Annotated in this window: 26 protein-coding genes; 16 read left to right on the top strand and 10 right to left on the bottom strand. The window is 36.0% G+C overall.

Translation table 11 applies throughout. The features are described from left to right. Nucleotides 1-11 precede the first annotated feature (11 nt). From ABVM53_RS09625 to ABVM53_RS09605, 5 genes are all read left to right on the top strand, one after another. On the top strand, nt 12-1,547 hold the full coding sequence (locus ABVM53_RS09625) for a cryptochrome/photolyase family protein (protein ID WP_405325570.1): 1,536 nt from the start codon (nt 12-14) through the stop codon (nt 1,545-1,547). A gap of 83 nt (nt 1,548-1,630) precedes the next feature. Continuing rightward, nucleotides 1,631-1,789: a lmo0937 family membrane protein gene (locus tag ABVM53_RS09620; protein ID WP_371454984.1), complete on the top strand. Its 159-nt coding sequence runs from the start codon at nt 1,631-1,633 to the stop codon at nt 1,787-1,789. Nucleotides 1,790-1,813: 24 nt separating this feature from the next. Next, nucleotides 1,814-1,945 carry a hypothetical protein gene (locus ABVM53_RS09615; RefSeq protein ID WP_371454985.1) on the top strand — a complete coding sequence of 44 codons (132 nt, stop codon included), beginning with the start codon at nt 1,814-1,816 and terminating at the stop codon, nt 1,943-1,945. 159 nt (nt 1,946-2,104) lie between these two features. Beyond that, a complete protein-coding gene (locus tag ABVM53_RS09610; protein ID WP_405325567.1) occupies nt 2,105-2,959 on the top strand; it encodes an aldo/keto reductase in 855 nt (284 codons plus the stop codon). A gap of 160 nt (nt 2,960-3,119) precedes the next feature. Next, on the top strand, nt 3,120-3,878 hold the full coding sequence (locus ABVM53_RS09605; protein WP_371454987.1) for an SDR family oxidoreductase: 759 nt from the start codon (nt 3,120-3,122) through the stop codon (nt 3,876-3,878). A gap of 1 nt (nt 3,879) precedes the next feature. On the opposite strand, the gene ABVM53_RS09600 is transcribed toward ABVM53_RS09605, so the two are convergent. From ABVM53_RS09600 to ABVM53_RS09590, 3 genes are all read right to left on the bottom strand, one after another. Further along, nucleotides 3,880-5,712 carry an ABC transporter ATP-binding protein gene (locus ABVM53_RS09600; protein WP_405325565.1) on the bottom strand — a complete coding sequence of 611 codons (1,833 nt, stop codon included), beginning with the start codon at nt 5,710-5,712 and terminating at the stop codon, nt 3,880-3,882. Nucleotides 5,713-5,845: 133 nt separating this feature from the next. Continuing rightward, nucleotides 5,846-7,060, bottom strand: a complete 1,215-nt coding sequence (locus ABVM53_RS09595; protein ID WP_405325562.1) for a multidrug effflux MFS transporter — start codon at nt 7,058-7,060, stop codon at nt 5,846-5,848. A 189-nt stretch (nt 7,061-7,249) separates the two neighbouring features. Further along, complete coding sequence (locus tag ABVM53_RS09590) at nt 7,250-7,966, bottom strand: pirin family protein (RefSeq protein WP_405325560.1); 717 nt, start codon at nt 7,964-7,966, stop codon at nt 7,250-7,252. Between the two features lie 172 nt (nt 7,967-8,138). Between ABVM53_RS09590 and ABVM53_RS09585 the strand changes: the two genes are divergently transcribed. Continuing rightward, nucleotides 8,139-8,852, top strand: a complete 714-nt coding sequence (locus tag ABVM53_RS09585) for a hypothetical protein (protein WP_405325558.1) — start codon at nt 8,139-8,141, stop codon at nt 8,850-8,852. Nucleotides 8,853-8,900: 48 nt separating this feature from the next. Here ABVM53_RS09585 and ABVM53_RS09580 read toward each other — a convergent pair whose 3' ends face one another. Further along, the gene (locus tag ABVM53_RS09580) at nt 8,901-10,049 is read right to left on the bottom strand and encodes an MFS transporter (protein ID WP_405325556.1); all 1,149 of its coding nucleotides are present in this window, start codon (nt 10,047-10,049) and stop codon (nt 8,901-8,903) included. An 82-nt stretch (nt 10,050-10,131) separates the two neighbouring features. On the opposite strand from ABVM53_RS09580, the gene kynU reads away from it, so the two are divergent. Genes kynU through ABVM53_RS09565 form a run of 3 tightly spaced genes read left to right on the top strand, consistent with a single transcriptional unit; the run spans nt 10,132 to nt 13,521 of the window. Continuing rightward, nucleotides 10,132-11,421, top strand: coding sequence for a kynureninase (gene kynU, locus ABVM53_RS09575; RefSeq protein WP_405325554.1), 1,290 nt, complete (start codon nt 10,132-10,134; stop codon nt 11,419-11,421). 38 nt (nt 11,422-11,459) lie between these two features. Further along, nucleotides 11,460-12,866, top strand: a complete 1,407-nt coding sequence (locus ABVM53_RS09570; RefSeq protein ID WP_371454994.1) for an FAD-dependent oxidoreductase — start codon at nt 11,460-11,462, stop codon at nt 12,864-12,866. Between the two features lie 4 nt (nt 12,867-12,870). After that, entirely contained in the window at nt 12,871-13,521 is a 651-nt protein-coding gene (locus ABVM53_RS09565) for an O-methyltransferase (protein ID WP_405325551.1), read from the top strand. Between the two features lie 238 nt (nt 13,522-13,759). Here ABVM53_RS09565 and ABVM53_RS09560 read toward each other — a convergent pair whose 3' ends face one another. The 5 genes from ABVM53_RS09560 to ABVM53_RS09540 form a co-directional block, all read right to left on the bottom strand. After that, a complete protein-coding gene (locus tag ABVM53_RS09560) occupies nt 13,760-14,038 on the bottom strand; it encodes a twin-arginine translocase TatA/TatE family subunit (protein WP_128756553.1) in 279 nt (92 codons plus the stop codon). Between the two features lie 79 nt (nt 14,039-14,117). Beyond that, nucleotides 14,118-16,418, bottom strand: coding sequence for a M1 family metallopeptidase (locus ABVM53_RS09555; protein WP_405325549.1), 2,301 nt, complete (start codon nt 16,416-16,418; stop codon nt 14,118-14,120). A gap of 65 nt (nt 16,419-16,483) precedes the next feature. After that, complete coding sequence (locus ABVM53_RS09550) at nt 16,484-16,984, bottom strand: DUF6702 family protein (RefSeq protein WP_405325547.1); 501 nt, start codon at nt 16,982-16,984, stop codon at nt 16,484-16,486. An 83-nt stretch (nt 16,985-17,067) separates the two neighbouring features. Continuing rightward, entirely contained in the window at nt 17,068-17,841 is a 774-nt protein-coding gene (locus ABVM53_RS09545; RefSeq protein ID WP_405325544.1) for a hypothetical protein, read from the bottom strand. A gap of 115 nt (nt 17,842-17,956) precedes the next feature. Then, nucleotides 17,957-18,733 carry a hypothetical protein gene (locus ABVM53_RS09540; protein ID WP_405325541.1) on the bottom strand — a complete coding sequence of 259 codons (777 nt, stop codon included), beginning with the start codon at nt 18,731-18,733 and terminating at the stop codon, nt 17,957-17,959. 119 nt (nt 18,734-18,852) lie between these two features. On the opposite strand from ABVM53_RS09540, the gene pepE reads away from it, so the two are divergent. Beyond that, on the top strand, nt 18,853-19,557 hold the full coding sequence (pepE, locus tag ABVM53_RS09535) for a dipeptidase PepE (protein WP_405325538.1): 705 nt from the start codon (nt 18,853-18,855) through the stop codon (nt 19,555-19,557). Nucleotides 19,558-19,560: 3 nt separating this feature from the next. Here pepE and ABVM53_RS09530 read toward each other — a convergent pair whose 3' ends face one another. Continuing rightward, nucleotides 19,561-19,992 (bottom strand): GNAT family N-acetyltransferase, encoded by a 432-nt coding sequence (locus ABVM53_RS09530; protein WP_371455002.1) that lies wholly within the window; start codon nt 19,990-19,992, stop codon nt 19,561-19,563. 32 nt (nt 19,993-20,024) lie between these two features. On the opposite strand from ABVM53_RS09530, the gene ABVM53_RS09525 reads away from it, so the two are divergent. From ABVM53_RS09525 to ABVM53_RS09500, 6 genes are all read left to right on the top strand, one after another. Next, complete coding sequence (locus ABVM53_RS09525) at nt 20,025-20,318, top strand: GNAT family N-acetyltransferase (protein ID WP_371455003.1); 294 nt, start codon at nt 20,025-20,027, stop codon at nt 20,316-20,318. Between the two features lie 12 nt (nt 20,319-20,330). Then, a complete protein-coding gene (locus ABVM53_RS09520) occupies nt 20,331-20,771 on the top strand; it encodes a GNAT family N-acetyltransferase (protein WP_405325534.1) in 441 nt (146 codons plus the stop codon). Then, nucleotides 20,768-21,499 carry a M15 family metallopeptidase gene (locus ABVM53_RS09515; RefSeq protein WP_405325531.1) on the top strand — a complete coding sequence of 244 codons (732 nt, stop codon included), beginning with the start codon at nt 20,768-20,770 and terminating at the stop codon, nt 21,497-21,499. Before ABVM53_RS09520 ends, ABVM53_RS09515 begins: the two co-directional genes overlap by 4 nt. 32 nt (nt 21,500-21,531) lie before the next feature. Then, the gene (locus ABVM53_RS09510; RefSeq protein ID WP_405325528.1) at nt 21,532-22,299 is read left to right on the top strand and encodes a M48 family metalloprotease; all 768 of its coding nucleotides are present in this window, start codon (nt 21,532-21,534) and stop codon (nt 22,297-22,299) included. Between the two features lie 136 nt (nt 22,300-22,435). After that, nucleotides 22,436-23,953 carry a 2,3-bisphosphoglycerate-independent phosphoglycerate mutase gene (gene gpmI / locus ABVM53_RS09505; RefSeq protein ID WP_405325525.1) on the top strand — a complete coding sequence of 506 codons (1,518 nt, stop codon included), beginning with the start codon at nt 22,436-22,438 and terminating at the stop codon, nt 23,951-23,953. Nucleotides 23,954-23,963: 10 nt separating this feature from the next. Further along, entirely contained in the window at nt 23,964-24,524 is a 561-nt protein-coding gene (locus ABVM53_RS09500; protein ID WP_405325522.1) for a thioredoxin family protein, read from the top strand. The last annotated feature ends 49 nt before the right edge of the window (nt 24,525-24,573 follow it).

Here is a 24,573-nt window from a genome sequence, read left to right as displayed (position 1 = left end):
TAACTAAAGGCTTGAAGAAATTACGTTTAATTCTTGGAGATCAATTAAATCATAAGCATTCCTGGTACAATGATAATTCTCAAGATGTCATTTATTTTCTTGCAGAAATGCGGCAAGAAACAGACTATGTAATTCACCATATTCAGAAGGTAATTGCGTTTTTTGAAGCAATGCGCAATTTTGCAAATTGGCTAGAATCACGAGGTAATCTTGTTATTTTCTACAAGCTTGATCATCCAGATAATATACAAGACCTAGCAAAAAACTTAAACGCACTCATTAAAGCTCATAAAATTTCAAAGTTTGAATATCAACTTCCTGATGAATACCGGCTAGATCAACAGCTGAAAACATTTACAGAAACATTGAATATTGAAACAGAAACTTTTAGCACAGAGTATTTTCTTACTTCTCGCACAGATCTAAAGCAATTTTTTGAAGGAAAGAAAACGCTCACCATGGAATATTTTTATCGTGATATGCGTAAACGATATTCAATATTGATGACGACTGATAAAGATCCCGAAGGAGGTAAATGGAATTTTGATCAAAGCAATAGAAAAAAGTGGAAAGGGGAATTCATTATTCCTCACGAACGAGGTTTTAGAAAAGATGTTACTAAAACAGCTAAACGCATTTCACAAGCTCAAATCAAAACAATAGGATCAGTAGATAATGAAAACTTTAATTGGCCCACTTCCCGACAGGATGCTCTAAGTGTTCTCAATTATTTTTGTGAACATTTATTAGTTCATTTTGGCGATTATCAAGATGCAATGGATCCCGATGAAATCTATCTTTTTCATAGCAGATTGAGCTTTGCCCTTAATAGTAAGCTTATTGACCCTTTAGAAGTTATTCATAAAGTTATAGAGCACTGGCGAGAACATAAAAATGAGATCGATATAAGCCAGGTTGAAGGTTTTGTACGACAAATTCTAGGTTGGAGAGAATATATGAGAGGCGTTTACTGGATGAAAATGCCAGATTACAAGACGACAAATAAATTAAAAAATACAAATGAGCTTCCTAGTTTCTATTGGACTGCTAATACAAAAATGAATTGTTTGCATCACAGTATTAAGCAAAGCCTAGATCACGCATATGCACATCACATTCAGCGTTTGATGATAACAGGTAATTATGCCCTGCTTACCGAAACCCATCCTGATGAGGTGGATGCATGGTATTTGGGAATATATATTGATGCCATAGAATGGGTTGAGATTACAAATACGCGTGGTATGAGTCAGTTTGCAGATGGTGGTATAGTAGCTACAAAACCTTATATCTCAAGTGGGAGTTATATTAACAAAATGAGCAATTATTGCAGTAGTTGTCACTATAACGTTAATAAAAAAACAGATGATGACGCCTGCCCATTCAATAGTTTATACTGGAATTTTCTCTCGAAAAAGAAGAGCTATTTTACTAACAATTATAGAATGAAAATGATGTTGAGCTTACTCGATAAAATTCCACCAGATCAAATGGAAAAAATTATTCATCGAGCCGAGGATATCATAAAAAACCCACAAAATTTCTAATTTACACGTTAACACACTGTTAAGCACCAACCTTAAGGTTTTAAAAAAAATTACTTTTATATCACTAACCAATATTTATAATTATGAAAGATATCATTTGGCTTATTGTTGTAATACTTATCATAGGATGGCTTGTAGGGTATTTTGGCTTTGCAGAATCAGTGGGGAGTTTAATACACATTCTACTTGTCCTTGCCGTAATTGCAATTTTATATAAGTTGGCAACTGGAAGACGCCTTTAATTAATCTAATCAAAAATTAATAGTATGAAACGTATTTTTTTAATGCTTTTTACAGCAGGACTGTTAGCTACAACTTTACAGAGCTGCCGTGAAACTGAAACTACCGGAGATAAAATCGAAAATGCAGCAGATGACGTAGAAGATGCTGTAGAATAGTAAATCTTAAATTAAAATCAAAAATGTCTGCATTACTCATGCAGACATTTTTTTTGCGCTTAAATTTCTTTTTTAATAGCCTTAACAATCAAGCGTTAAGAGCCGTTAAAGATACTAGCTGTATGGGATCTAAATTATAAATTAGAAAAAAAATACGCTATGAATACATTCACAAATACAAAGAAGATTGAGAGTTTAAGTGGGACTTGGACTTTGCATAATGGAGTTGAAATGCCTTATTTAGGATTAGGTGTTTACAAAGCCGACGAAGGAGAAGAGGTTATAAATGCAGTGAGCTGGGCTTTAGAAACCGGTTACAGGCATATAGATACTGCTAAAGCCTATGAAAATGAAGAAGGTGTAGGCAAAGCAATTAAACAAAGTAAAATAGCAAGAGAAGACCTATTTCTAACCAGTAAAGTATGGAATAGTGATCAAGGCTATGATTCTACAATCAAGGCTTTTGAGAAGTCGCTAGAACGTCTAGATACAGATTATTTAGATTTATATCTAATTCACTGGCCGGTTGAAGGTAAATATAAAGATACCTGGAGAGCGCTTGAAAAATTATATAAAGACGGAAAAATTAAAGCTATAGGGGTCAGCAATTTTTTACAACATCATCTCGAAGATTTAATGAAGGATTGCGAAATAAACCCAATGGTAGATCAGTTAGAGTTTCACCCTTGGCTTGTACAATCTGATTTGCAGGACTTCTGTAAACTGAATTCTATTCAGTATGAAGCTTGGTCTCCTTTAATGCAAGGCAAAGCTTTTGATAATGATACTCTAAAAGAACTCGGTGATAAATATGATAAATCTGCGGCACAAATAGTTATACGCTGGGATCTACAAAACGGTGTAATCACAATACCAAAATCGACTTCAAAAGACCATATAAAAAGCAATAGTGAGGTTTTTGATTTTGAACTTTCAGACCTTGATATGAAAAAAATTAATGCACTCGATAGAGAAGAACGTATAGGACCAGATCCAGATAATTTTGATTTCTAATTTTAAAGATTAGTTATTATAAATTATAATTTCAAATAAATTAATCAACGGTTGTCTTTAAAGACAGCCGTTTTTTATTATATACTCAAAACAATCTATTCCCTATTTTTTCTCTAATCCCACTAGGGCTTTGTATTTTTACAACCCAAAATTTGATTTTATGTGGAATTTAGATGGAAAGACAGCACTTGTTACCGGCGGAACTAAGGGTATAGGAAGAGCTACAGTATTAGAATTATTAGCATTAGGAGCTAAGGTAATATTCACTTCACGCAATCAAAAAGATATTGACCAATTTGAAAGTGAGCTACAGGAAAAAAGCTATATCTGCAACGGTATTGTATCTGACGTAAGTCTGGAAGATGATCAGGACCGTCTTACAGATTTTGTGTTTGAACGAAGTGGTAGTTTAGATATTTTAGTTAATAATGCTGGACTTAATATTAGAAAAGAAGCTACGCACTATGAGCCCGAAGAATACCGAAAAATTCTAGAAGTAAATCTTATAGCACCATTTGAGCTTACCCGTAAATTTTATGCTTTATTAAAAAGATCTGGTAAGGCTTCTGTAATTAATGTTGCCTCTGTTGCCGGTAGTCAGGATGTAAAAAGCGGCACTCCTTACGCCATGTCAAAATCAGGTTTATTGCAACAAACCCGCAGCTTGGCTTCAGAATGGGCACAAAATAATATACGTGTGAATTCGGTATCACCGTGGTATACTCAAACGCCCTTTGTTGAAGAGGTTATTAATCAAAAAGAACGTTACGATAAGATAATCGAACGTACGCCTATGCAACGTTTTGCATCTCCTGAAGAGGTTGCTGCCACGATAGCTTTTTTAGCTATGGAAAAAGCTTCTTTTATCACAGGACAAAACATTAAAGTAGACGGCGGTTTAAGCGCAAATGCGTTGTAAATTATTTATAACCTTGGGCTTGTAGGTCGAATAGTTCTGCATATAATCTGGGAGCTTTCATGAGTTCTTCATGAGTTCCCAGTTCAAGAATGCGTCCATTTTCTAAAACGAGAATGCGGTCTGCCATACGTACCGTACTAAAACGATGCGATATTATTATACTCGTTTTACCTTTAGTAAGATCTATAAACCGTTCAAAAACTTCGTATTCGGCTTTTGCATCTAATGCAGAAGTTGGCTCATCTAGAACCATTACCATAGCATCTTTCATATAAGCTCGTGCAAGCGCAACTTTTTGCCACTGCCCGCCAGACAATTCTTGGCCTTTTTTAAATCTTTTTCCTAATTGAGTCTCATAACCGTCTTGTAAATCTTTAATAACCTCAGTAGCCAGACTCAACTGTGCTGCATTATCAATACGTTGATCATCTTTTACGGCAAGTATATCTCCTACGGCGATATTTTCACGCAGGGTGAATTCATATCTAAAGAAATCCTGAAAGATTACTCCAAACATTTGTTGGAATTCTGCTTTGTTGTATTGATTGATATTGATCCCATCTAATAAAATTGCCCCTTGAGTGGGTTCATAAAACCGCAGCATCAATTTAATAAGTGTAGTTTTCCCAGCACCATTTTGACCTACAAAAGCCATTTTCTCCCCGGCTCTTAGTTCAAAACTCACTCCTTTTAAAACTTCAGTATCACTACCAGGATAACCAAAGTGCACATCTTGAAGTTCAAACCCAATTTTAATTTCAGTAGGAAGTTCTAGAAAATTCTTGTCTTGATCTGGAATGATTAAATCTACAAAATCAAAATAATCTTTTAAATACAATGCACTTTCAGTAATACGCGTAAAATTTGAAAAGAAGGTTTGTAAGTTATTACGCAGGCGGTTAAAAGATGCCGATAAGAAAGTAAGTTCCCCTATTGTAATCTCACCTAGTAATACACTGCGAATGATGACTATATATGCACCATAATAGCATATTACACCTAGTATATTAAAAAGTGCACTATAAATGCTTCGTTTTACAGTAATACTCTTATTGATAGAATAATATTGCTCACTTAGATTTCTAAAACGTGTTGCTATAAAATCTGTAAGTCCAAAAAGTTTTATCTCCTTGGCTGTTTTATCATTTGCACCTATATATCGCAAATAATCTAATTCCCTGCGTTCAGTTGTCCAGCTTCTTGACAATGAATATTGCTGACCGCTAAATCGAATTTCGTTTATAAATAGTGGTATTATACTTAAGGCCAGAAGTACAATGAGCAATGGCTCGAAGTAAATTAGACCAGCAATAAGCGTCGCGATAGAAATAATACTTTGTGCTTGACCCAGTGCGTTGCTCATAAGCCCTACTCTACCCTGAGTTTGCTGTCTGGCTCGTTCAAGTTTATCATAGAATTCTGAGTCTTCAAGCTGACTCATATCTATTTCACTTGTTTTTCTAATCATTGTCTCAGATGAGCGTATATTGTATTTATCACCTAGAAGACCATCGGTAATAGCGATTATTCTGCTTATTACATCAGAAACCACTGCAATTACAAATTCGAGAATTACATAATTCCACAATTGAGTGTAATCTGGATCTGTTGCAGCCACCTGAGCGATTACCTCATCTATTATAAGTTTTCCTACCCATAGAATAACTACAGGAGCAAATGAATTTATTAGTCTGCAGTTTAAGTTGACCAGAAACAATTGCGGACTAACAGACCAGATTTCTTTAAAAAAACGTGGAATAAACCGTAAAGCCTGAAATGAAGCTCTTACGTTTGTCTTTTTATTATCTGAAATACTATCTAGTTTTGGTCGCATATGTTATAAATACTATTATAAAACAGAATGATTTTTGAGGCCCTAAGTAATATTTCCGCGGAAGCACACCGATTTATTTTTTCATAAATTTCATTTTGATACTGAAAGCTGAGTGTTAATTATCAAAAGCAAATTACTGAATCACTATTTCTCTTTTGATTCTGCGCCTGTAATACAATATCAATAACATACTACAAAGTGCACAAGAAAATAAAATAAAAAGTAATGGCATTACACCATCTGTAACTAGTTGAGAAACTGCAATACTGGCTACCGAACCAAATATCATACCTATACTTCCTACTAAAGCCGAAGCACTACCAGCTTGAATAGTAAATGGATCTAATGACAAGGCTGTAGTATTTGGATTTTGAAATCCGATACAAAAGAGCATCATAAATAAGAATGGATAAATTATCCAAAATTGTACACCCACAACGCTACTTATGATCAATCCTCCCAGAGTGAGCAGTGTCAATGCGATACTAATGGTAACAGCGATATTGAATAATGAAAATTTTCTGAGAGCCAATCTATTAATTTGGCTTCCTAATATTAAACCCAACGCATTGCTTCCAAAAACCCACCCAAACTCTTGTTCGGTCAATCCAAAAAATGATAAGAATATAAAGGGCGCACTGCTAACATAACTTAGTAAGGCACCCAAAGAAAATCCACGTATCATCGCAAAAATGAAAAATTCTCTATTTTTTAAGATAGAGAGATATTCAGATAGAATGCGTTTTGGGCGTAAACTGGTTGCCTTATTCGGCTTGGCACTTTCGGGCAAAATATAAGTGATGAGTAATAACATTAAAACGGCAAAACCGGCAAGTATAAAGAAAACAGCTTCCCAGTCAAATGCCCCTATAACCAGACCACCTACAGTAGGTGCTATAATAGGTGCAACTCCCATAATTAACATGAGTGTCGATAGTACATCGGCAACTTGTTTCTTTTCAAATAAATCACGCACCATAGCTTTTGAAGCTACCATGCCTGCACATCCTCCTAACGCCATAAAAAATCGAGCAGTTACGAGAATTTCTAACTTCCAACTAAAGGCACAAATTAAAGATGAAAAAATGAATAAGGTAAGTCCTCCGATAAGTGGTCGTCTTCTCCCAAACCTATCCATTAATGGGCCGTAAGCTAATTGTCCCAGTGCAATACCTATAAGATAACTGGTTAATGTATAGCCAACTTTGCTAATATCAACATTAAAATCATTTGCCACATTTTCAAAACCCGGCAAGTACATATCTATTGAAAAAGGACCTATTGCTATTAGTGTTCCTAATATGAGTACAATAAGATTACGTGAGGATGTAGTATAACGTTTTGCCATTGAAGAATTTCAAGTCGCAAAATTAGACCACTCTCCTAAGATAACAGGAAAACTAGTGTTATAGAAATGATAAAAATAACCGCTAATCCATAGCGATTATACAATAAAAAGCCCCACTATAAATCGTATTATAGTAAGGTAAATAAACTTCTTCTCATTTCTAAGGTTACCCAGAGTGAGTAACTCCATTTAAGCTAAATCCATAGGTACTTCCATTAATAACACATAAGCATCTTCAAGGGCTGCAATCTCCAATCCGGTAGCATCAATAATTCCTAAAGCATCTCTGCGGTCAAGTTGTTGTTCATTAATTTTAATGCTGCCCTCTAATACAAAAATATAAAGGCCATTTTCAGCTTTATTCATTGTATAATTTACAGTCCTTCCCGCGTCTAGATCGGTAAGGTTAAACCAAGCATCTTGATAAATCCAGACACCAGCATCATTTTGATTAGGAGATAGTATTTGCTGCAACTTGTTTTTTCGATCTGCCTTATTTAAAGTTATTTGATCATAACGGGGAGTCACATTTTGAGTATGAGGAATAACCCAAATTTGTAGAAAAGCAACTTCTTCATCCTTATTCTTGTTATACTCACTGTGCTGCACGCCGGTTCCTGCACTCATTACTTGGATATCTCCTTCCCTTATTACTGTAGTATTTCCCATACTATCTTGATGCTCTAGATCACCAGAAAGCGGTATTGAGATAATTTCCATATTCTTGTGAGGATGAGTGCCAAAGCCCATACCGCCACTTACTTTATCATCGTTCAAAACACGTAATGCTCCGAAGTTCATTCGTTCGGGATTGTAATAATTAGCAAAACTAAAAGAGTGCTTGCTATGTAACCATCCGTGATTTGCATCCCCTCGAGAATCAGATTTATGAAGAATTGTTTTCATAATTTACACAGTTATATTTATTAAAAAATAAGTATTCATACTACCTAAATATAGTCGGAAACCAACTCAAAACTTACCCATATCTACTGTATACCTTTATTCATTTTAAAATTGAGTCATCCTGAATGCTAATTTAAAGCGTCGTACTTTTACAACTTAAAAGAATAATCTTATGAAAAAATCCTTACTTACTCTTTTTGCTGCGATTGCATTTATTTCTTGCAAAACTGAAACAGATAAAAATGCAGACACTGCTACTACTGAAGCAGAAGTAATTACCGAAGAGCGCACTCCTGAACAAGAAGTAGCTTTCAAAATTGCAGAGGCCAACGGACTTGCAAATTGGGAAAATGTATCTCAATTAGAATTTACATTTAATGTAGATCGTGGAGATACGCATTTTGAGCGTGCTTGGAAATGGAGTCCTAAAACCAATGATATCACCATGATAAGTGAGAAGGATTCGGTTAACTACAATCGTCAAGCTATTGATAGCCTAGCTATGGATGCAGATAAAGGTTTTATAAACGATTCATACTGGCTTCTTGCTCCAATGCATCTGGTATGGGATGAGACCGGGACCAATTTGAAATTACAAGACACGGCAACTGCGCCTATGAGCAAAGAACTTCTGAAAAAAATCACTATTACATATGGTGACGAAGGTGGTTATACTCCGGGAGATGCTTATGATTTTTATTACGATGATAATTTTATGGTAAGAGAATGGGTTTACCGAAGAGGGAATGTTTCAGAATACTCTATGGTTACTACTTGGGAAGATTACAACGATTATAACGGTATAAAGATCGCTTCAGATCATAAAGCTCCGGAAAACGCTGTTCATTTATATTTTACAGATATTGCGGTTAAGACGGAAGAGTAATAATAAACTTTTCAAAAAAAATTATTAACCCACCTTTTGGTGGGTTTTTTATTTCCGCTTCAGGGTGAATGCCACACAACCCGCAAGAAATGTGGAAATCATCAAGGCTATAAAACTTCCTTTTAGATTAAAAGTTTCCGCTAAAAAACCCAGAAATACAGGACCCAACAAAAGACCAGTAAAACCAGTTCCCGCAATAAAGCTAATACCTTCTGCAGCCCTAATTCCTTTTAAATTCCCACTATATCTAAAAAGTTCCGGTACGACAATTGAAAGTCCTATACCTACAAAACCAAACCCTATTAATGCCAGCGTAGTTTCTCCATAAAGCACAAGAGCAAAACCTAATGTGGCAACAAAACTGCCAGCAATCATAATGGATCGAGATCCATATTTTGAACTCACAGTATCTCCAAAAAATCGCCCAAATGCCATTGTGCCATTAAAGATAGTATAACCCATACCTACTAAGGTAGCAGTTGCTAATGTTACTTTCTCTAAGTATAATGCACTCCAATCTACAATGGCGCCCTCTGCTGCCATAACCAGAAAGCCAATTACCGCCAACCCGACAAGCGGTCGTAAATTTTTTAATTTAAACTTGGTTTCTTCCTCTTCGTGAACATTTCTAAGATGTAGATAGTTTTTACTTAGAACAATATTAGCAAGTACTAAAAGAACAATTACCCCTGCCATATGATACCAAGGCATAGCTATATAGGGAAGTATAACAGTACCTATACCCGCTCCCAGCATTCCGCCTAAACTAAAAAAACCGTGAGAAACAGACATAAAGTGAATTTTATCTTTCTTCTCAAGTTCGGTTACTAGTGTATTTATAGATACATCAAGCAACCCAGAAAATACCCCTACAACAAATAAAGCCGCGCAAAGTAACGTATAAGTTGGTGCTAAAAAGGGACCAATAAAAACGATACAAAACCCACAAATTGCCAGAAGCGTAGTTTTTCCTAGTTCAAGAAATTTGATAATTCTGGGGACAAAGGGTATGGTGGCAAGTGTTCCTAATGCCATAAAAAACACCGCAAACCCTAACATACCCTCGCTAATTTGCAGCTTGGCAGTTATTTGAGGTATGTAAATAGCCCAGGTACCGAATACGATATTTAGTGTAGCGAATAAAAATACCGGTGTAAAGTATCTCATATTGCTAAAAACAAGACGGAGTGCTTTCATAGTATCTTTAATTTTGGAAAAGGAAAAATACCAAAAATCTAAGCACGTACTAAAACTATTTTAATTGCTATTTTTACAGCTTATGTTAGAGAAAGAAAAAAGCACCTACCAGAATTCGTTAGCCTATGCAAAACAGGCTGATGCAGAAGATCCATTAGCACATTTTAGAGAGCGTTTTAATCTTCCTAAAGATGAGAAGGGAAAAAACCTTATTTATCTCTGCGGAAACTCTTTAGGACTACAACCTAAAAAAGCTAGAGATTATGTTGAAGAAGAGCTTAATAACTGGGCAGAAATCGCAGTTGAAGGTCATTTTAAAGCAAAAGTTCCGTGGACTGAATATCACGAGCTGCTAACTAAACCTATGGCAGACGTTGTAGGTGCAAAGCCAAGCGAAGTTGTGATTATGAATACGCTAAGTACAAATTTGCACTTAATGATGATTTCGTTTTACCGACCTACTGCAAAGCGTTATAAAATTTTGATTGAAAGTGACGCCTTTCCTTCAGATAGCTATGCTGTAAAATCTCAAATTAAAGAAAAAGGATACGATCCTGACGAAGCTCTAATACTTTGGAAACCCAGAACAGAGGAACACTTATGCCGTTTTGAAGATCTCGAAGCAATTATGGAGGAGCACGGTAATGAGATTGCGCTGGTAATGATAGGAAATTCTAACTACTATACTGGTCAAAAGTATCCTATAAAAGCAATTACAGAATTAGGCCATAAATATGGATGTAAAGTAGGTTTTGATCTTGCACACGGTGTAGGTAATATTGATGCAGACCTGCATGAGAACGGACCTGATTTTGCGGTCTGGTGCACTTATAAATATCTAAACAGTGGCCCTGGTGCTATAGGCGGTTGCTTTGTACACGAGCGTCACGCAAATGATAAAGATATCCCACGCCTTACCGGCTGGTGGGGACATAAAATGGATAGCCGTTTTAATATGCGTGTTGATTTTGACCCTATTGAGGGCGCAGAGGGTTGGCAATTAAGCAATCCGCCTATATTATCTATGGCTCCCATACGAGCATCTCTTGAATTGTTTACTGAAGCCGGATTTAAAAATATTCGTGCAAAATCGAGAAAAATCACAGGCTACTTAGAATTTTTAATAAAAGATTTAAAAGATGATCGTATAGCTATTTTGACTCCCGAAAATCCGGAAGAGCGCGGTTGTCAATTATCTATTCAAGTAAAAAATGCAGACCGAAGCCTGCACGACGGGTTTATGCAGGCAGGTATTATCTGTGACTGGAGAGAGCCAGATGTTATACGCGTAGCTCCCGCTCCTCTATACAACAGCTTTGAGGATGTATATGAAATGACTCAACGTCTAAAAGAACTTTTAGCTAAAAAATAAACGGTCGTTTTAAACAACCACCCTTTAATAGATCACTTTTGAAAAATCAAGAACATATATTAATTATTGGTGCTGGACTTTGTGGTTCTTTACTAGCATTACGCATGGCTCAGCGAGGCTATAAGGTTACGTTGATGGAAAAGCGTCCAGATTTACGAGAAGAGATTGTAGATTCTGGCCGCTCAATAAATTTAGCATTCTCAGACCGCGGAATGAAAGGTTTACGCCTTGCCGGACTAGAAGATAAGGTCTTACCGCTATGCATACCTATGAATGGGCGTATGATTCATAGTACAGATGGGCAATTATTTATGAGCGCCTACAGCGGAAGAAATCATGAGTACATCAACTCTATTTCTCGTGAAGACCTCAATATTATGCTCTTAAATGAGTGTGATAAAATGCCAGATATAACGATGCATTTTAATCAAAAATGTACTGGTGTTGAACTTGAAACAGCAAAAGCGACATTTGAAGATTACAAAACTCAGAAAGAGACACATTATCAAGCAGACATTTTAATGGGTGCAGATGGCGTAGGTTCAGCGCTGCGTAAAAGTATGCTAGACCATCGCAAATTTTTATTCAGCTATGGGCAAGATTTTTTAACTCACGGCTATAAAGAATTATCATTTCCGGCGTCTGCCGATGGTGGTTTCTTAGTAGAGAAAAATGCTTTGCATATCTGGCCTAGAGGAAAAGATATGATGATTGCATTACCTAATCTTGATGGGAGTTTTACGGTTACCCTATTTTTATCCTGGGACGAAGGAAAAGACAGTTTTGAAAGTCTCAATTCCGATGAGGCGATACTTGATTATTTTGAAAGAGAATTTCCAGATGCATTAGCGTTAATGCCTAATTTAATACAAGAATTTAAAGAGAATCCCACTTCTCCATTAGGAACTATAAAATGCTCACCTTGGCACGCCTATGGCAAAGTTTTACTTCTGGGTGATGCAGCGCACGGTATAGTGCCATTTTATGGTCAAGGAATGAATTCTGCATTTGAAGATATTGATGTCCTAGATAAAGCTTTAAATAAGCACGAGGGAGACTGGAAAGCAGTTTTTAAAGCTTACCAGGATGAACGCAAAGAAGATACTGATGCGATTGCAGATCTTGCTGTAGATAACTTCCACGAGATGAAAGCCCATACTGCACGACCTATATTTCAGGAAAAAAGAAAATTAGAAATTGCTTTTGAAAATGAATTTCCGCAAGAGTATTTTTCTAAGTATTCTCTGGTAACTTTTAGAGAAGATTTACGCTATTCTGAAGCAATGCGCAGAGGCCGGGTTCAAGATAAAGCTATTTTAAATTTAATTTATGACGGGAAGTTTTCTGAAAGTATGACCCTTCAAGAAAAACTAAATCTCGTAAAACAAGAAACCCGAAAAATGCTTCATGACGATGAGGTGGTAGAAGGATTAGAAGAAGAATAAAAATATGCATTTTATTTCTGAAGAACTTGATGATTATGCAGTTGCTCACTCTTCTAAAGAACCGCAGCTCTTAAAAAACCTTACACGCGAAACTTATCAAAAAGTGGTGCAACCGCGTATGCTAAGTGGTCACTATCAGGGACGAATTTTGAGTATGATCTCAAAACTCATTAATCCTAAAACTATTTTAGAAATAGGGACGTATACGGGATATTCTGCCCTATGTCTTGCCGAAGGTTTGCAAGCAAATGGCATACTTCATACTATAGATATTAATGAAGAACTGGTAGATTTTCAAAGAAAATACTTTGACTTGTCTGGGTATGGGTCCATTATCAAACAACATTTGGGGAATGCTCTGGACATAATCCCGCAAATTACTGAAGAATTAGACCTGGTATTTATTGATGCCGATAAACCTAATTATCCTGCTTACTTTGACCTTATAGTAGATCGTTTAAAACCGGGTGGTATTTTACTATCAGACAATGTGCTGTGGAGCGGAAAAGTTGTAGAAAGTTTAAATCCTAAAGACACCTCAACCGCCGCATTATTAGAATATAATAAACTTCTGGCTGAAGATCCCCGACTAGAAACAGTGTTGCTTACTATACGAGACGGACTTACCATAAGTCGAAAAAAAATCCCATCTTAAAGGATGGGATTCGGTAATTAACACGGTAGTAAATTATTCTAAAAAAGATATTTCAATCTTACAAAGTCCTATCTATTTTTAAAACGGTTGTTAGTTATTATAATATGAAGATATTACTAATATTTGAATAATACACCAATAACCTTACAGAATTAATAATAAAACTAAGCAATATTCAATAAGAATACTTATTATCAATAATTATCTATTTCAAGAATAAGCATAATGTACTGATAGTTTACAGATTACGCTTTACACTTCCTGTAATCTCGCTTATGTGCTTCTTGGCATCATCAATTTCTTTCTTGACATCTTTTGCTATGTCTGTATTGATTCCCTGCTTATCTGCACTTTTAGTAATTTCAGTTTTGATATCGTTTGTAGCGTTTTTTAAAGTACGCATTCCCTTACCGAGACCTCTTGCAATATCAGGAACTTTATCAGCGCCAAATACCATTACAATGATAAAAACGATAAAGCCTATTTCTGCGCCGCTAATAAAAAATGGTATATTCATAGTTCTACAAATATATGGGGAAAAATGAAAAGCCGATGAAAGATCACCGGCTTTTTAATGTAATTAATTCTTAAATTAATTAATCTTCATAACCTTCTTTAAAGCTATCAAATTCGCTTACCGGCTCTTGTTTTGGCCAGCTGTTGTTTGTAACATCAACATCTGCGGTTTCTAAATTAGGGTCTAGCATAACGCCTACAAGTTCTTTATCTGTTGCAAGAACTTTTGTTACTGCCGCATCATTTTTGCGCCATACCTGTACAGGATATGTAACTTTCTCTTTAGAACCATCTGCATAACTGTATTCAACAATAATAGGCATTGGTATCCCGCCCGGCTTGTTAAATGTTACTGCATAAAAATGTTTTGGTGCTTTTAACTTTGCACGTTCTGCAGGTGTAAAGTTATCCATCATAAACTCATTAAGGTTAGGTGCATTTTCAGTAACGGCCTTACCTTTCATAGCTGCATCATAATCTTCACCACCTTCTTCAACAACATAAACAGCATCTACATTAGCAGGGTCTGCACCATATCTTGCAAGCATTTCTTTACCAGCAGCTGTAGGTTTATTTGTTAAGTAATACGATTTAACGCTTTCTACACCCATATCAACATTCTCGGTTGTATAAAACCAACCTCTCCAGTACCAGTCAAGATCTACAGCAGAAGCGTCTTCCATTGTGCGGAAAAAATCTTCAGGTGTAGGATGCTTAAACATCCATCTTTGTGCGTAAGTTTTGAAAGAATAGTCAAATAACTCACGACCCATAACTGTTTCTCTTAAAATATTAAGCGCAGTTGCAGGTTTTCCGTAGGCATTGTTTCCTAACTGATAAACATTTTCAGGGTTAGACATAATAGGCGAGATAAAATTTTGATCGCCACCCATATAACCTGTTATTTTTGAAGGCTCTCCACGACGTGAAGGATACTTAGAGTTTGGTGCTATTGCCTCAGGAAAATTTTCTCCAAAATCCTGCTCTGCTACGTATTGTACAAAAGTATTAATACCTTCATCCATCCAACCCCACTGGCGCTCGTCACTGTTAACGATCATTGGGAAAAAGTTATGACCTACCTCGTGAATAATTACACTGATCATACCATATTTTGTACGATCGCTATAAGAACCATCTTCATCTGGGCGACCATAATTCCAGCATATCATAGGATATTCCATCCCTTGATTTTGACCGTGTACAGAAATAGCTTTAGGGTATGGGTAATCAAAAGTCATTCTTGAATAAGACTTTAAAGTTTGTACCACAGCTTTAGTTGAATATTCTTCCCAAAGCGGGTTACCTTCTTTAGGATAAATAGAAATAGCCATTACATCTCCTTTAGGAAACTTAACCGCTTGAGCATCCATTATATATTTACGAGAAGATGTAAATGCAAAATCACGTACGTTATCAGCATGCAACTTCCAGGTTTTCTTCGCTTTACTACGACCTTTTTCAATTTCGATAGCTTCTGCTTGTGATCTAATGATAACTGGCTTGTCATAACTCTTTTGAGCTTGCTCCCAACGGTTCATCATTTCTTTTGAGTACACCTCTTTTCTATTCACAAGATCCCCTGTACCATCTAATAAATGATCTGCAGGAACTGTAATTTCTACATCATAATCGCCAAAAGGTAGTGCGAACTCACCATTACCCCAGAACTGATAATTTTGCCATCCTTCTACGTCATTGTACACACACATTCTTGGAAAAAATTGTGCAATAACATAGTTTTTGTTTCCGTCAGGAAAACTTTCATAACCAGAGCGTGCTCTGTCTACAGTATGTTCAACAATATTGAAATTCCACTTTACGCTAAATTCAAATTCCTCACCTGGCGCTAGTGGTTGTGGCATATCTATGCGCATCATTGTGAAATTTATCATATGCTTTAGAGGTTTCCCGTCTTGAGTAACTTCTAAAATATTGAACCCTCCATCAAAAGGTTCTTTCATATAACTATTCACGATTGAACCAGGCTGGTTTACCGGTGCGAATCCGCTACCATCTTTCTCTAGTGCAGGAGAATCTTTCTTGCGTATATTTTGATCTAATTGCACCCATAAATACTCTAATTTATCTGGTGAATTATTTTTATATGTAATAGTCTCGTATCCGCTTATTGTGTGGTTGTCATCATTAAGCTCAATTTTGATTTCATAATCAGCTTCATTCTGATAATATGCAGGTCCTGGAGCTCCAGAAGCCGTACGGAATTGATTAGGCGTAGCAAATTCATTATAAAGTTGTCTAAACTTATTAGTGTTTGTGTGCCCGGCCTGGCGTTCTTCTTTAGCTGGTGTTTCCTGAGCAAAACCTACAGAGGCTGCTAGAAACATCAAACTAAATAATGTGTACTTGATTTGTTTCATAAATTGTAATTCGATTTTGTGCTTTTGAATTTTATAAAAGTAAAGATTAGGGATATGTTAATAAATTATTCAGAAAGTTTTAACATTGCTTTATCATTTTCTTTGTTAAGCAGGTAACTTTTCTTGGTGTTGCCCACTTGAAGATGTATCACATTCTTTTGATCTGGAAACATATCCATCAGCAATGTATTTTCAATTTCTATAGATTGAGGATTAGTAATGTTCTTAACCTCCACAAAACATACCACGTAGTCAACCTCATCTTTATGACCTATATAGGATAGTTTCTGCTCTTTCCCATTTACTGAGACAATGAACTTTGAATTAAAGTATTTTTGAATGTAGGCATCTAACTTTTCCTGATCATAAGTTTTATCTACCTTGATAGATTTGTCATAACGCTCTTGAAAAACTTTTTCCAGATCATCATAAAATACGCGCGTAACCATTTTTAGAGACTTAGACTTTACATCGTAGTCTGCCTGAGTTACGCTAAAATAATATTTGTGGGTGCTCGCAGCCATTAATGGTAGAGCTACGAGAATTAAAACAAGTAATTTTTTCATAGATTTTATAAAATTAAAACTTTAAAAGAAGTCTTAAACTTTTTTTTAAATCTATCTGAACAAAATATATTCCAAAAATTCGATTATTCCTTTTTCTGAAGATTAGCTCCATCTATTTGCTTAAACTGAAGATATAATGGCGCCTGTTCCATTAGGAGTTCAATTAAAGATAACGGGTTTTCTTCTGAAGCTATCTGAAGATTTTCTGTATTGTCCTGATAAATATAATGCGCAAAATCATCAATATATTTTGCCGGAATATTAAGCTGATAGATATACGTGCTGTCTGAAACTAGATTACGTGCTTTTTGAACTCTTATTTCCATATTAGAAATACGCACTTGATTTTTTAGCATTTTAGTACGTCCAGAAATTGCATTTATAACAGCATTTACTGGTATAATACCTCCTCCGGAATGAGTTGCAGTATATAGTTTACGCTCTTCTTGCGTAATGATGGGACCTTTATATACAGGAAGACCTGCATCTGCAGGATTGAATGGCTTTTCAACTTTTGGGATATTCATATCATCCCCAAGCCTTCCACTTAAATCTATATCGCTAATGTTTACATCTTCGAGTTCGGTAACATTGGTTTCAAGCTCTAGTTCTAGAAAGTTTTTAGCTATAATTTCTGAAGTAATTACAACTTCTTTTGGCTTGAATTGTACAGCTGAAATATAAAGTGTATCCTGCTCACGCACCGGAATTCTAAAAACACCTCTTTCATTTGTTATTGTACCTTTTTGCAAGGTTAAATTGAGAACGTGTAGATACTCGTGATCTATAGAATCATTAGTAATTTTACCAGTTAACAGAATAGCCTCTTGCCCCTGAATATGCAAAGGTATAAACATACTACCGAAGAGTATAAAAAATAGAAAGTATTGCTTATTCCTAGACACGTGAGATAATGGGCTAATGATTTGTTTTCTTAAATACGTGACAAGTATATAAAAGTTGCACGTCTACTTAATCATTTTGAGCCTGAATTTTAATAAAGTCATCACGTTTTTCGATTAAGAACTGAATGAGATTTAGTTCGTTTCCATTTTCAAGCATTTCTTTATCTAGACCATTTGCCGCAACATAATCCATATAAGCGCCAATAGATTGCTTTTCAATATTCAAATTCTCTTGAAAAAATTGATTTGAGTACATCGCAGCAAGTTCATCTTCTGCACTACTCTCAATATCAGCATTATCTTTATTAATATTAAAAACTGCTTTAAAAATATTCACAAAATTGAGTCCATATCTCCAACGCTCATTATCTACAGCTACATTTTCTGCAGGTGAATTTTTATCATATTGACTATCTTCTATGCGTATATCTTTTGCGCTAAAGGGTACAGGTTCAATTACCCGAATGCGATTAACATCTGCAATAATATCACCGGTAAGATCATAAGGCGTAACTATAATCTCATCTAGAACATTTACAGTTTCACGCAACGTAATGCTCATTTTCTTAGTATTTACAATTCCTTTATCGACAAGTACAGTTACCGGTGCAAATTGTACAGATTGTATTACAATCTCATCATTTTTTGCAACCGCAATTTCAAAAGTACCTTCAAGGGAAGTAATAGTGCCACGCATAGAAGTCTCATTATATATGGCAATCCCGCTAGGATCATCACCTGCAGGAACAAGTATCTGGCCTCCTACCATTACACGTGCGACTTGCTGTCCTATAGCCGGATAGATGCCTAATAAGCATAAAAATATAAGCGTAGAAAATTTCATAGGTAAGTGTGTTATTTTGCATTAATAAGTAACGACAAGTAAGTTAATTTTTTAATCAAAAAGCCTGTAAATTTTTGTTAAATGCCCATTAAACTTAACTTTGAATCAAAACTGCAACTATGAAAAATTTAATACTAGCAAGTACCTCTACCGTTTTTGGCGGATCCTATTTAGATTACCTTTTGCCGGAGCTTAATACGCATTTTGAAAAAGCAGAACGCTTAGTATTTATCCCTTTTGCCCGACCGGGAGGAATTTCTCACGATTTATATACAGAAAAAGCAAAAGAAGCATTTGATAAACTGGACATCGAAGTTGTAGGGCTTCACGAATTTGACAATCCTAAAGTTACACTCGAAGAAGCTGAAGCTGTTTTTACTGGCGGTGGTAATACGTTTTTACTTGTTGATCAATTATATAAATTTGATTTATTTGCGACATTACGCAAACGCATATTTGAGGGCCTACCGTATTTAGGCACAAGTGCTGGCACAAATATAGCCGGTGTATCGATGCAGACTACAAACGATATGCCTATAATTTACCCTCCTAGTTTTAAAACAATAGGTGCAGTTCCTTTTAATATAAATCCGCATTATTTAGATCCTGTGACCGGCAGTCAACATATGGGAGAAACACGTGAAACTCGTATAGCAGAATTTCACCAGTTTAACACAATACCCGTAGTAGGTCTGCGTGAAGGAAGTTGGATAGCGGTTAAAGATAAAACCAACACACTTAAAGGTGACTTTAGTGCTCGTATTTTTGAAGCAGGTAAAGCACCTTATGAACTAGAAACTGGCTCTATTATAAATTTTGATTAAATACTAGTCAAGGCTTTTTAAAAAGTGATATCCTTTAATGACATAATTTTCGTTTAGGTAAAATTTGTGACTCGGGTAGTTTTCAACATAACTGTTTAATTCTGCCGTTTCACAACCTTTCTCTTTAGCATAATTATAAATCCATTTAAAGACTTGTTTGCCTAGACCCATACTTCGGTATTCTGGTTTTATATATACGTGATCCTGCTCACAGGTTTTACCACAATAATGACGGGTTGCAAACCAAAGACCAAATACTCCAGCCAGTGCTTCCTCTACATAAATACCGTGACATTCATATTTATGATCAAACATTTCTATAAATCGTTCTTTTAAAATAGCATCATCTAATCGATGCCCCATCAACTCTTGTATGAGTGGTAAAAAGTTGTTAATGTCTTCCTTATACAATCTCTTGACATTAAGTTTGCTCATAATTATTTAATTTAGTCTAAAACGTAAAAATAATGGATTCAGTAACTATTCAACACAAAGAAAATGACGTTAGAGGAGTTTTTTTAATTGAAGGTGAAAACGGGATAATTTCTGAGCTTACCTATACAATAAAGGACGCACACACAATTCTAATAGATCATACCGAAACAAAAATGGAGTATGAAGGTCAAGGATATGCAAGCAAACTTATGGAGCGAGCTGTAGAATATGCACGTTCAAAAAATATTAAGATTGAACCTCTTTGCCCTTTTGCAGAGGTAAAATTTGATGAGCATCCAGAGTATGCTGATGTACGCGCAAATTAATATTTAATCGGTTTGTCATACACAATTAAAGAAATCACCGCTCAAGAAACTTGGGCGGTTCGTCATCCTGTTCTAAGAGCAGATAGACCTATAGCTACTTGCGCTATGGATGGGGATTTAAATGCAGATACCGTGCATTTAGGCTTATTTGATTCTAATAATCTTATAGGCGTCACCAGTTTTATGAGCAACCAAAATTCTCAATTTACGGGTATACAATATCAATTACGCGGAATGGGTATTTTAGAATCCCATCAAAAAAAGAAGTTGGGCGGCTTACTTATAGATGCCGGGGAAGAAAAGCTTAAGCAATTAAAAGTAGAAGTATTATGGTGCAATGCCCGTATCAAAGCACTTAATTTTTATCTGCGGAAAGGTTTTACGATAAGTGGTTTACCTTTTGACATTGAAAATGTAGGAGTGCATTATTTACTTTCCAAAAAATTACAATGAAAAGACGCCATTTTATTCAAAATACAGCTTTAGGTATAACAGCTTTGAGTTTATTTCCAAATACACTTAGTGCGGCTATCAACCTACCTGAATCAGAGCTATTAGGTCAAGGAAACCCGAAGCTCATTGAAAAAAATGGCTATCGTCTGCGACTCGAAGCTTCTGAAGCTTTTGAAAAACTATCGGCCGCAGCAAAAAAAGACGGGTTGCGTATAGAAGTGGTTTCTAGCTACCGCGATTATGCACATCAAAATCGCATTTGGGAACGCAAGTTTAAAAATTACACCAGCAGCGGTTTATCAAAAATTGCAGCTATAGAGAAAATTATAGAATACAGTACGATTCCCGGTACATCTCGACATCATTGGGCTACTGATCTTGATATTATACAAGGCGGAACAGGAATAACAACAAATGTTTTAGATCCTAAAAAATTTCACGGAAATGGACCATTTTGCGAACTCAAAGCCTGGTTAGATAAATACGCCGAATCTTTCGGTTTTATCGAAGTTTATACGAATGATTACGGTAGAAAAGGGTTCAATTATGAACCTTGGCATTTTAGCTACGCTCCACTTTCCAAAGGCTATTTGAATGAGTTTAAAAAACTTGATATAACACAAATTCTTCAGCAAAAAAAGCTCCTAGGTAGTGAAGCTTTTACAAGTGAATTCATAACCGCTTATAGAAATGAAAACATTCTAGACATCAATCCAAAATTATTATAAACAAAGGCAAAAGCCTATAACAATCAGACATTATGAAATTAGGAGGAAGATCGCTTAAAATTGTTTTAGGAGTGGCCATAGTAGCATTTGGATTAGTTCGGTATTGTGGGAGTCAGGAAGAAAACCCATATACTGGTCGCACACAGGCGATAAACTTATCTACCGATGAGGAAATAGCAATTGGTTTACAAAATGCTCCTATTATGGCAGAACAACATGGTGGTCTTCACCCGGATGCTCAATTACAGGAGTTTGTAGATCAAGTAGGTAAAAAGCTTGTAGACAATACTATTGCTCGAGAAACGCCTTATGAATATGAGTTTCACCTTTTACGTGATCCTAATACTGTAAACGCCTTTGCATTGCCGGGTGGTCAAATATTTATTACCTATGCTCTTATGGAGCGTCTTGATAGCGAAGATCAACTTGCCGGGATTTTAGGTCATGAAATTGGTCACGTCGTAGGCAGGCATTCTGCAGAACGTATAGCACAAAGCGAACTTGCAAATACTGTTGCTACGGGAGCTCAGGTAGGTGCAGATGCGGGTATGCTTGCTTCACAAATAGGTCAAACCTTATTATTAAAAAATGGTCGGGGCGATGAATTAGAAAGTGATGACTTAGGAGTTAAGTTTATGATCGAAGCCGGTTATAATCCAGAAGCTCTTATTGAGGTAATGCAAATTTTAAAAGAAGCAAGTGGCGGCCAAAGTGTTCCTGAGTTTCAAAGTTCGCATCCAGATCCCGAGAATCGTATTGAGAAAATACAGGCAGCTATTGAGAAGTATCGCCTAAATTAACACCAAGTAAACTTCTTACTACAGTTATTTTTTTACAACTATTTCTAGAAGAATTTCAAACGCTATCGTGATTGCTGTTTAAACTTTTAGCCATTGATTTGTTAAGTCCTTATCTTTGTAGAACAACACACAAATCATGAACAAAAAAGTTATTCTAATGATCCTCGATGGTTGGGGATTTGCACCTAATAAAAACGTTTCTGCGGTTGATCTTGCTGAAACTCCATTTATAGACAGTCTTTATACAAAATATCCACACGCTCAATTGCTCACACACGGTGGCAACGTGGGATTACCGGATGGGCAAATGGGAAATAGCGAAGTAGGTCATATGAATTTGGGTGCAGGTCGCATTGTGTATCAAGATTTTGCAAAAATCAATAAATCACTTAAAGAAAACAAATTACGCGAGCAACCCGAGCTTGAGAAAGCCTTTGCTTATGCTAAAGAAAATAATAAACCCGTTCATTTATTAGGTTTAGTTTCTGATGGTGGGGTTCACGCTCATATTGACCACGTTAAGGGTTTAATAAAAGCAGCTTACGAGGCAGGTATCAAAGAAATTTATGTTCACGCTTTTACAGATGGTCGCGATGTCGACCCTCAAAGTGGAGCTGCATTTATTGAAGATCTGGATCATTATGCAAAAAACAATGGTGCAAAATTAGCTACTATAACCGGTAGGTATTTTGCAATGGACAGAGATACTCGCTGGGAGCGTGTTAAAAAAGCTTATGATGCATCAGTACATAGTATAGGTACACATACTAATGATCCTGTTGCTGTAATTAGAGCAAGCTACATCAACGGTATTACAGACGAATTTTTAGAGCCTATAGTAATTACAGAAAATGATAAACCGGTTGCTCAAATTAAAGAGGATGACGTGGTGCTCTTTTTTAATTATCGTACAGATCGTGGACGCGAATTAACACGTATGCTATCTCAGGAAGATTTTGCAGAACAGAACACGCAGAAGATGAACCTGTATTATGTGACAATGACTAATTATGATCAGACTTTTAAAAATATCCACGTGATATTTGATAAAGACAATCTGGTAAATACGCTCGGAGAAGTTATCGCCGATGCAGGCAAGAAGCAAATACGTATTGCTGAAACAGAGAAGTATCCTCATGTTACCTTTTTCTTTTCTGGAGGAAGAGAATTACCATTTGAAGGGGAAACGCGCTTAATAGCAAAGTCACCTAATGTAGCTACTTATGATTTGCAGCCCGAAATGAGTGCTTTTGAAGTTCGCGACAAAATTGTGGCAGAATTGAAAAAGGAAGAAGCCGATTTTGTATGTCTTAATTTCGCAAATCCGGATATGGTAGGTCATACGGGTATCATAGAAGCAGCTATTAAAGCTGTAGAAACTGTAGATGCTTGCGCAAAGGCGGTCGTTGAAACCGGACTAGAACATGGATACAGCAGTATCGTTATTGCAGATCATGGTAATTGTGAAACAATGCAAAATGAGGATGGTTCTCCAAATACTGCACATACTACAAACCCGGTACCTATTATTGTTGTCGATAACGAAATTAAAGTTGTTAAAAATGGAATTTTAGGAGATGTGGCTCCTACTATTCTTGATATGATGGGTATAGCAAAACCTGCGGTAATGGATCAGGAGAGCCTAGTTAGATAGAAAAGTTGCTATGAAAAATTTAAGATACGCGGTGATAATGGTTTTTGCCGCGGTACTAGTGAGCTGCAAAGCAAAGAATCAAATTGCTGAACAAGCATCAGAACCCACAGAACAAGTGCTTGTAGAACAAGATGAGGATGTTATTACGGGCCCTACAAAACGCAACACTTTAGAGACGGAAAAATTTGGAATGTGGTTTAATTCCGGTTATGAGAATTATGGAGTAGACACCAGCTTCATTCAGGAGTTAAAGACATTATTAGTTGATGTCGATATAACTATTTTTATGGGAACTTGGTGCGAAGATAGTAAGCGTGAGACGCCACACTTTTATAAGATTCTTGATGTTGTAAATAAGACAGAAGCTATTAATTTAATTACCGTAAATCGAGAGCGTAAAACTCCGGAAGGACTTGAAAATGGTCAGAATATCATAAGAGTTCCTACATTTATATTTAGCAAGGATGGCAAAGAACTAGGGCGTATTGTAGAATATCCTATAGAAAGTCTGGAACAAGATATGCTTAAGATTTTAAAAGGTGAATCATATGAACATGCGTATTCTGAATAAGACTTCTTAACTATTTATACTACAAGAGCGACAATCCAAAAATTGTCGC

Origin of the sequence: Leeuwenhoekiella sp. LLG6367-2.1, from assembly GCF_045055775.1 — a bacterium.
Taxonomy (GTDB): Bacteria; Bacteroidota; Bacteroidia; order Flavobacteriales; family Flavobacteriaceae; genus Leeuwenhoekiella; species Leeuwenhoekiella aequorea.
This window is presented reverse-complemented; position numbering and strand designations above follow the sequence as displayed.